The sequence below is a fragment of the Drancourtella sp. An57 genome (assembly GCF_002161525.1).
Taxonomy (GTDB): domain Bacteria; phylum Bacillota; class Clostridia; order Lachnospirales; family Lachnospiraceae; genus Sellimonas; species Sellimonas catena.
The window spans coordinates 1-8650 of the sequence record NZ_NFHY01000031.1 but is presented as its reverse complement, the minus strand read 5'-3'; the positions used below and the strand labels follow the sequence as shown (position 1 = coordinate 8650).

The 8650-nt window shown below is 47.4% G+C and carries 6 protein-coding genes, 3 tRNA genes, 1 rRNA gene and 1 pseudogene; 10 read left to right on the top strand and 1 reads right to left on the bottom strand.

All coding sequences use genetic code 11. The features are described from left to right. From B5G11_RS15945 to B5G11_RS15905, 10 genes and pseudogenes are all read left to right on the top strand, one after another. A 23S ribosomal RNA gene (locus B5G11_RS15945) occupies window positions 1-1651 on the top strand; the annotation flags it as partial. Window positions 1652-1762: 111 nt separating this feature from the next. Next, a tRNA-Asn gene (locus tag B5G11_RS15940) sits at window positions 1763-1835 on the top strand. 490 nt (window positions 1836-2325) lie between these two features. After that, window positions 2326-3468, top strand: coding sequence for an enolase C-terminal domain-like protein (locus B5G11_RS15935; protein WP_343215529.1), 1143 nt, complete (start codon window positions 2326-2328; stop codon window positions 3466-3468). A 74-nt stretch (window positions 3469-3542) separates the two neighbouring features. Then, window positions 3543-4676: a glycerate kinase gene (locus B5G11_RS15930; protein WP_087255606.1), complete on the top strand. Its 1134-nt coding sequence runs from the start codon at window positions 3543-3545 to the stop codon at window positions 4674-4676. A gap of 17 nt (window positions 4677-4693) precedes the next feature. Continuing rightward, window positions 4694-5122: pseudogene (locus B5G11_RS15925) on the top strand (response regulator transcription factor); the annotation flags it as partial. Window positions 5123-5266: 144 nt separating this feature from the next. Further along, on the top strand, window positions 5267-5440 hold the full coding sequence (locus tag B5G11_RS16430) for a hypothetical protein (RefSeq protein ID WP_158099314.1): 174 nt from the start codon (window positions 5267-5269) through the stop codon (window positions 5438-5440). Between the two features lie 361 nt (window positions 5441-5801). Then, window positions 5802-6854, top strand: a complete 1053-nt coding sequence (locus tag B5G11_RS15920) for an inorganic phosphate transporter (protein WP_087169138.1) — start codon at window positions 5802-5804, stop codon at window positions 6852-6854. A gap of 21 nt (window positions 6855-6875) precedes the next feature. Further along, window positions 6876-7499 carry a DUF47 family protein gene (locus B5G11_RS15915; protein WP_087169139.1) on the top strand — a complete coding sequence of 208 codons (624 nt, stop codon included), beginning with the start codon at window positions 6876-6878 and terminating at the stop codon, window positions 7497-7499. Between the two features lie 73 nt (window positions 7500-7572). Further along, window positions 7573-7644 (top strand) — tRNA-Glu (locus B5G11_RS15910). A gap of 55 nt (window positions 7645-7699) precedes the next feature. Further along, window positions 7700-7771: transfer RNA gene (locus tag B5G11_RS15905), tRNA-Cys, on the top strand. A 217-nt stretch (window positions 7772-7988) separates the two neighbouring features. On the opposite strand, the gene B5G11_RS15900 is transcribed toward B5G11_RS15905, so the two are convergent. Further along, on the bottom strand, window positions 7989-8378 hold the full coding sequence (locus B5G11_RS15900) for a tyrosine-type recombinase/integrase (protein ID WP_255396463.1): 390 nt from the start codon (window positions 8376-8378) through the stop codon (window positions 7989-7991). Between the last annotated feature and the right edge of the window lie 272 nt (window positions 8379-8650).

Sequence of the window (8650 nt, the reverse complement as noted above, 5' to 3'; positions counted from 1 at the left end):
GAAGCAGTACCGGAAGGAGCTGTGGACTGTATGGAAGAGAGAATGCCGGAATGAGTAGCGAGAGGAAGGTGGGAATCCTTCCGGCCGAATATCCAAGGTTTCCAGGGTAAAGCTGATCTGCCCTGGGTAAGTCGGGACCTAAGGCGAGGCCGAGAGGCGTAGTCGATGGACAACAGGCAGAAATTCCTGTACTGCTGTACAACAGAACTGTGGGGACGCAGAAAGAGAGCGCGAGCCGGGAATGGAGAGACCGGTGCAAGCGGGGTACCAGTCCGGTTGGAAAAACCGCCGGGCAATGGGAAGACGTGATGCGGAGCGAAGAAAAAGTAGTGAAGCGCGTGAGCTGGCTGCCAAGAAAAGCCGCTATTGTTTGTACAGTACCCGTACCGTAAACCGACACAGGTGGATGAGGAGAGAATCCTAAGGCCGACGGGAGAAGCATTGTTAAGGAACTCGGCAAAATGACTCCGTAACTTCGGGAGAAGGAGTGCCAGTGAGAGCTGGCCGCAGAGAATAGGCCCAAGCAACTGTTTAGCAAAAACACAGGTCTATGCAAAACCGAAAGGTGAGGTATATGGGCTGACGCCTGCCCGGTGCTGGAAGGTTAAGGGGAGAGGTTAGCGCAAGCGAAGCTTTGAACTTAAGCCCCAGTAAACGGCGGCCGTAACTATAACGGTCCTAAGGTAGCGAAATTCCTTGTCGGGTAAGTTCCGACCCGCACGAAAGGCGTAATGATTTGGGCACTGTCTCGACAATGCACCCGGTGAAATTGAAGTACCAGTGAAGATGCTGGTTACCTGCGCCAGGACGGAAAGACCCCATGGAGCTTTACTCCAGCTTGATACTGGGATTCGGTATTGCATGTACAGGATAGGTGGGAGGCTAAGAAGTAAGGACGCCAGTCCTTATGGAGCCGCTGTTGGGATACCACCCTTGCGGTATTGGGTTTCTAACCAGCAGCCGTGACCCGGCTGGGGGACAATGTCAGGTGGGGAGTTTGACTGGGGCGGTCGCCTCCGAAAGGGTATCGGAGGCGCTCAAAGGTTCCCTCAGAATGGACGGAAACCATTCGAAGAGTGCAAAGGCAGAAGGGAGCTTGACTGCGACACCGACGGGTGGAGCAGGTACGAAAGTAGGACTTAGTGATCCGGTGGTATAAAGTGGGATTGCCATCGCTCAACGGATAAAAGCTACCCTGGGGATAACAGGCTTATCACTCCCAAGAGTTCACATCGACGGAGTGGTTTGGCACCTCGATGTCGGCTCATCGCATCCTGGGGCTGAAGTAGGTCCCAAGGGTTGGGCTGTTCGCCCATTAAAGCGGTACGCGAGCTGGGTTCAGAACGTCGTGAGACAGTTCGGTCCCTATCCGGCGTGGGCGTAGGATATTTGAGAGGAGCTGTCCTTAGTACGAGAGGACCGGGATGGACCGGCCGCTGGTGTACCTGTTGCATTACCAAGTGCATGGCAGGGTAGCCAAGCCGGGAAGGGATAAACGCTGAAGGCATCTAAGCGTGAAGCCCCCCTCAAGATGAGATATCCCATGCGAAAGCAGTAAGACCCCTTGAAGACGACGAGGTAGATAGGGCAGAGGTGGAAGTGTGGTAACACATGGAGCTGACTGTTACTAATAGGTCGAGGGCATAACCAAGGAATGGTGGATAGGAAAAAGCAGGATGACAGAAACGTGGACTTATATGTGGTTTTGAAGGTACACAAAAGGAAACACCTGAAAAGGTGTGTTTCTTTGTATCTAAAATATTCCTCCTTAGCTCAGTCGGTAGAGCATGCGGCTGTTAACCGCAGTGTCGTTGGTTCAAGTCCAACAGGGGGAGCTTGCAAAGCCCGTAAACTCAACATTTACGGGTTTTATTTGTTTTTGTAATATGTCCCTTGGGGGCAAAACAGATTGTCTGCTGAAAAAAGCAGGCATTTGATTGTTATACTTAAAAATGAAGCGGAATTGCGTTGCTGGATGGGTTCCGGTGTGTCGCCCGATGGTAAATTTTAAGTTTTACTGTCGGGCTTTTTTATTTTATCTTAAAGAGAAGGGAGGGCTAAGCCCTACATTATAACGGTCGATCGGATATTTTACCAGATTGATCTTTGAAGCGCTTGTCTGGCAATTGGTAGAAAAGTCAGCCGTATAATGCAGTCGTGTTACCAGGTACATCTCCCAGATTATGTAAAGACTGCATCAGTCAAGCGCCGGTGTTTGACACCATATCAGAAAATCCCTATAATAAATTTAATTATTGCTGATAATGGCAGAAAGTTCCGGGAGGAACAAAGATCACCAATGCGCTGGAAGAATGCAGACCGATTGTGGAAGGATCCAATCTTGCGGAGTATAAAAGCACGTTGTTAAAGGTGAAAAGATATCTGGATTCCAAAGGAGAAGAAGATGTAAGAGGAAACCAGACCTTCGATCTGAGGACGGGAGTCCATGTGCTGACCGCGATCGAAGCACCGTGTCTGGATCTTCTCGGAAAGATGCTCGGAGTTCCTGTCTGTGAGCTTCTGGGAGACGGACAGCAAAGGGACAAGGTCCGGATGCTGGGCTACCTGTTCTTTGTAGGGGACAGAAAAAAGACAGATCTCCCGTACGATGAGGAACCGGACTCTGACTGTGAATGGTACCGGATCCGTCATGAAGAAGCGCTGACCGCGGAGAAGATTGTCGCGTTTGCAAAAGCAACACATGAGAAATACGGATTCAAAGATTTTAAATTGAAAGGCGGAGTGTTGCCGGGAAATGAAGAGATGGATGTAATCCGGGCGTTGAAAAAGGAATTCCCGGACGCAAGGATTGATCTGGATCCAAACGGCGGCTGGCTTCTTGAGGAAGCGGTAGAATACGTAAAGGGCATGAAAGGGATTCTTACATACTGTGAAGATCCATGCGGTGCGGAAGGAGTGTACTCGGGAAGAGAGATCATGAGTGAATTCCGCAGAAGGACAGGATTCCCAACAGCTACCAATATGATTGCCACAGACTGGAGAGAGGTAGGACACTCTCTGGAATCGCAGGCGGTTGATATCATTCTGGCGGACCCGCATTTCTGGACAATGAGCGGCTCGGTGAGAGTTGCACAGATGTGTCATGATTTCGGATATACATGGGGGTCTCATTCCAACAATCATTTTGATATTTCCCTGGCAATGTTTACTCATGTGGGAGCTCATGTGGGAGCTGCTGTGCCGGGTGAATATAATGCGCTGGATACGCACTGGATCTGGCAGGAAGGAGTCGAGCGGCTGACGAAAGAGCCGCTGCAGATCAAAGACGGATGTGTGAAAGTGCCGAAAAAACCGGGGCTTGGAATTGAAGTGGATATGGATCAGATTCTGAAGGCGAATCAGCTGTACAGGGAAAACTGTCTGGGAGGAAGAGATGACTCTGTTGTCATGCAGTATTTGATTCCTGGATGGAAATTTGACCCGAAGAAGCCTTGTCTGGTAAGATAATACTATAAATGAAAAGAAGGAAGCATGGATCCTGAATGCCGGGGATGCATGCTTTCTTTGGCAGGAGGAATGATATGAAAGTTGTAGCAGCGATTGATTCGATGAAAGGGAGCATTGGTTCCATAGAGGCGGGAACGGCGGCAAAGGCCGGAATCAGAAAGGTATGCCGGGCGGATGTTGTCATAAAACCTGTAGCGGACGGAGGAGAGGGAACAACGGAAAGCATGATCGAAGGACTGGGTGGAGAATACCGTGAAGTCCGTGTGACAGGGCCGGACGGGAAGCATGTAACAGCAAAATACGGGATACTGCCGGATGGAGAGACGATTGTGATGGAGATGGCGGAGGCGGCCGGAATCACGCTTATTCATCCGGACAGTCTGGATCCGTGGAATGCCACAAGTTTTGGCGTAGGAGAGATGATTCGGGATGCAGTGGAAAAAGGAGGAAGAAAATTCATTATCGGAATCGGGGGCAGTGCGACGACAGACGGGGGAGCAGGGATGCTTCAGGCGCTTGGGTACCGATTTCTGAATGCGGAAGGAAGACAGATCGCCGGAGGGATCGGTGAACTTGACCGGATCGTCAGAATTGACACAAGCCTGGCAATGCCGGAACTCAAGGAATGTTCTTTCCGGATTGCGTGTGATGTGAAAAATCCGCTTTGCGGTGAAAACGGTGCGGTATATGTATATGGCCCGCAGAAGGGAGTCAGGGCGGAAGAAAGAGCGGTTCTGGATGAGAAGATGAAGCATTATGCAGGGATGACAAAAATGTATCTGGGAAAAGACCATAGTGAGGAAGAAGGAGCAGGAGCCGCGGGAGGACTCGGATTTGCTTTTATCAGCTATATGCCGGATGCGGTCCTAAAACCGGGTATTGATATCATTATGGAAGCAGTCGGTCTGGAAGAAGAGATCCGCGACGCGGATCTTGTGATTACCGGCGAGGGAAGACTGGATTCGCAGACCGCGATGGGAAAGGTACCAGTGGGTGTGGCGAAACTTGCGAAAAAATACGGGAAAAAAGTCATTGCTTTTGCAGGAAGCGTGACAGACGATGCAGGGGCCTGCAATGAGGCGGGGATTGACGCATTTTTCCCGATTGTCAGAGGAATTACTACTCTGGAAGAAGCAATGGAGCCGGAGCGGGCCCGGAAAAATATGGAACTGGCTGTCGAACAGGTATTCCGGCTGATCTGCGGTTAGAAAATATCCGGAAAAGAGAATATTTTGCCGTATTGCTGGATCTGATGCTGCCGGGAAAAAGCGGGTTTGATATCTGCAGAGCGATCAGGGCTCAATCCGATGTTCCGATTCTTCTTGTCACTGCAAAAAAAGAGGATATAGATAAAATCAAAGGGCTCGGGCTCGGGGCGGATGACTATATTGTAAAGCCGTTCAGCCCTGTAGAGCTGACGGCCCGGATAAAAGCGCATATGCAAATCAGGCTTCTTTTGTTTCTGGCCGGAAATCCGGATATCGTCTTTACAAGAGAGCGGATTTTTGACCATGTCTGGGGAACAGAAGCTGTAGGAGACATGTCGACAGTCACGGTACATATCAATAAATTGAGAGAGAAAATAGAAGATGACCCGTCCGACCCGCAGTATACACAGACTGTATGGGGAGTCGGGTATCGGTTTAAAAAGTAAATCCTATTGAACAGCCGGGGATGCCTTTTGGGTATTCCCGGCTATTTTATACAGGTATTGGACAGAGCCGGTGAGAGGCACTATACTTATTTGAGGATTCTTCGGTCTTTGACCGATATCGAATATAAGAAATGAGAGAGAGGCTTGGAGCAGAAACTATTATTTACAAATAAGCAGCTGAGAAATATGATACTGCCCCTCGTGATGGAGCAGTTTTTGCTGATGCTGATGCTGGTGGGGCTTTCGGATACGTTTATTGTCAGCCAGTGCATGGCGCGGGCGATATCGAACAGGCAGAACAGTACTTTAAACGGTTGATGAAGAGCTCGCTGGTGATTGCGCTTGCCATGTGTATGGACTGGCTGAGCAGAGCAGTCGTGTTCCAGGTACGGTTCAGGAGAGGAAAGTGGAAAACATTTCACGTGATTTCATGACCCTGAAATGGGAAGTTTGTTTGAAACGGGACAGAAAATGTGTGTTAAGTCGAAAGTGATAAAAACTTTCGATTTAACGCATTTTTTTTGTAGATCTTACCATATGAAAAATTCTTGTAAGAGAACGGGCGCAATGTTATATTTGAGTTAAGACTGTGTAAAGAAAAAATCAAATAGAAAGCTCATGAAAAGTATACAGTCGAAATTTATTAAAAGAAGAAAAGGATGGGTAAAGGAAGAGACTTATGGATGTTTCATTTTTCAGCTTTTTTCAGCAGGTCACGTCAAATCCGGTACTTTTGATCACCGTGCTTCTTACAATGGGGGTCATTTTCGTAAACGGATGGACGGATGCACCGAACGCGATTGCCACCTGTATTGCCACAAGGTGTATGCGGGTGAGGCCTGCAATTATGATGAGCGCTGTCTTTAATTTCCTTGGAGTACTTGTGATGACCGGGATCAACAGCTCGGTTGCGTCCACAATCAGCAATATGGTGGACTTTGGAGGAGAGACAGACAAGGCGCTGGTAGCTCTTTGCGCGGCATTGTTTTCCATTGTTGTATACAGTGTTGCGGCTTCTGTTTTTGGAATTCCTACCAGCGAAAGCCACAGCCTTATTGCCGGACTTACCGGCGCGGCGATTGCGATTCAGAACGGATTGTCCGGTGTAAATGGCGCGGAATGGGTTAAGGTGCTTTACGGACTTGTACTGAGTCTGGCGCTCGGATTTTTTTCGGGCTGGATCATCTGCAAGGTGATTGCGGCTCTCTGCGCATCTATGGACCGGCGCAGGACATCGTCATTTTTTAAAGGCGCACAGATTTTCGGCGCGGCATTTATGAGCTTTATGCACGGAGCGCAGGATGGACAGAAATTTATCGGTGTGCTGTTTCTTGGAATCGCTTTCTGCAACGGACAGTCCAGTGTGGAAGGCATGGGGATTCCGATATGGCTGATGCTGCTTTGCAGTGCCGTTATGGGAATCGGGACAAGCGTAGGCGGTGAGAAGATTATAAAATCTGTCGGAATGGATATGGTCAAGCTTGAGAAGTTCCAGGGATTTTCAGCGGACCTTGCAGGCGCGTTCTGTCTGCTGCTTTCCAGTGTGTTTGGAATTCCGGTTTCCACAACACATACAAAGACCAGCGCAATTATGGGCGTCGGCGCGGTAAAAAGACTTTCCGCAATCAATTTCGGCGTAGTAAAGGACATGATGCTGACCTGGGTATTTACGTTCCCGGGATGCGGACTGATCAGTTTTGTCATAGCAAAGCTGTTCATGGCACTCTTTTAGAAGAAGTAGGAGGAAGTAAAAATGGCAAAGAATCGGGATTCATTTTATTTTGAAACATTTACAGCCTGTGCGGAAATTTCCTGTCAGGCGGGACATATGCTTGTAGGAATTCTCAGAGACTTCAGACCGGAAAAGCTGGAGGAGTATCTGGACGAGATGCACAAGATAGAAAACAGTGCGGACATGAAAAAGCACGATATGCTGGACAGACTTGCAAAAGAGTTTATCCCTCCGATTGAAAGAGAGGACATCATTGCTCTGAGCCAGCGGATTGACGATATCACAGACAAGATTGAGGATGTGCTCCTGAGAATCTATATGAATAATATCACTGAGATTGAAGATGATGCCCTTCAGATGCTGGATATTATTATCCGCTGCTGTGAAAAGGTGACAGAGCTTACAAAAGAGTTTGCAGATTTCCGGCATTCCAAAAAGCTGAAAGAAGTCATTATCCAGATTAATGACCTGGAAGAAGAGGCGGACCGCTGCTTTATGAAGAGTATGCGGAAGCTCCATGCCGAGTGCCAGAATCCGCTGCATATCATAGCATGGAGAGAGATCTACATCTATCTTGAGCGGTGCGCGGATACATGTGAACATGCCGCAGATGTGGTAGAAAGTGTAGTTATGAAAAATTCTTAAAAAAAGGCTTGCTTTTTTTGAGAGGGTATGATAATATAATTCTCGGCACTGCGATAGCGGTGCCAAGAAATAAGGCTCCGTGGTCAAGCGGTTAAGACATCGCCCTTTCACGGCGGTAACACGGGTTCGATTCCCGTCGGAGTCATTTTTGAAAAATGCTTGCATTTTTTCAGAAAATATGATAATATAATATAGTGTACGGCGCAGTAGCCAAGCGGTAAGGCGTGGGTCTGCAACACCCTGATGCACCGGTTCAAATCCGGTCTGCGCCTCTCAAAAAGCCCGGAAAATCAACGTTTTTCGGGTTCTTTTTATTTTTCAAGGCTTGTAAAAAAATAAGGTGGCAGATTTTTTTGACCAACAAAAATATTTTTCTTGCATCACCTTTTCTAAACTCATTCCAACAAAAAATTTTAAACTTAAGACCGCCAGAAACCGCATAAAATCGAATAAAATCGGTTCATAAGGTGGACGATAAGGTGGACGGATTTATGCGATTGCATCCACCAGATCCACTTTCTTTTGTGAGTCAGTATGAAAGTAAGTCTTTATGACTACATCATAGCTGTCACCTAATAATTCCGCCGCATCTTTCAGCTCACCCATATTAGTTGTTTTTCGGACAATATTAGTCGCAAACGTATGTCTGAGAGCATGGAGGGAATATTCCTGGATTCCTGCTCTTCTGCATATTTTGACTAAAGTATTCCGTATGTTTTGTAAAGTTGGGCTGATATGATTTTGAGTCGCAAGAATTAAATCTTTCTCAAAATAGTTTGTATCGTATAGCTCAAGCATACACTGAAGACAAAAATCTGCTTTTTTGTTCAGTGGAACTATTCTAACGCTGTTCGGATACTTTGGATCTGTAAGAACCAGTTTAGTTTTTGTTTTTGCGTTCTTGTCGCGGTTTTTTACACGGCTTAAAGTTTTATTGATTTTGACATAGCGACGCGAATCTTTCCAAATAATTTTTGATTTTCCTAATGCAGAAGCTCACCTCCTCTCAGACCGGTATTCAATAGGCGTTTACGAAACGCCACAAACCGTATAAATACGGTGTTTTTTGTTGCTAAAATACAAATAACTCCTCACCGGATATGGTATAATAGAGTCGTCCAAAATCCATAAACCACCATCCAAGAAAGGAG

Excerpts from the sequence above, each read along its gene's own strand:
- B5G11_RS15920 (WP_087169138.1), top strand. The coding sequence starts at position 5,802 with ATGGATGTTTCATTTTTCAGCTTTTTTCAGCAGGTCACGTCAAATCCG.
- B5G11_RS15930 (WP_087255606.1), top strand. The coding sequence starts at position 3,543 with ATGAAAGTTGTAGCAGCGATTGATTCGATGAAAGGGAGCATTGGTTCC.
- B5G11_RS15915 (WP_087169139.1), top strand. The coding sequence starts at position 6,876 with ATGGCAAAGAATCGGGATTCATTTTATTTTGAAACATTTACAGCCTGT.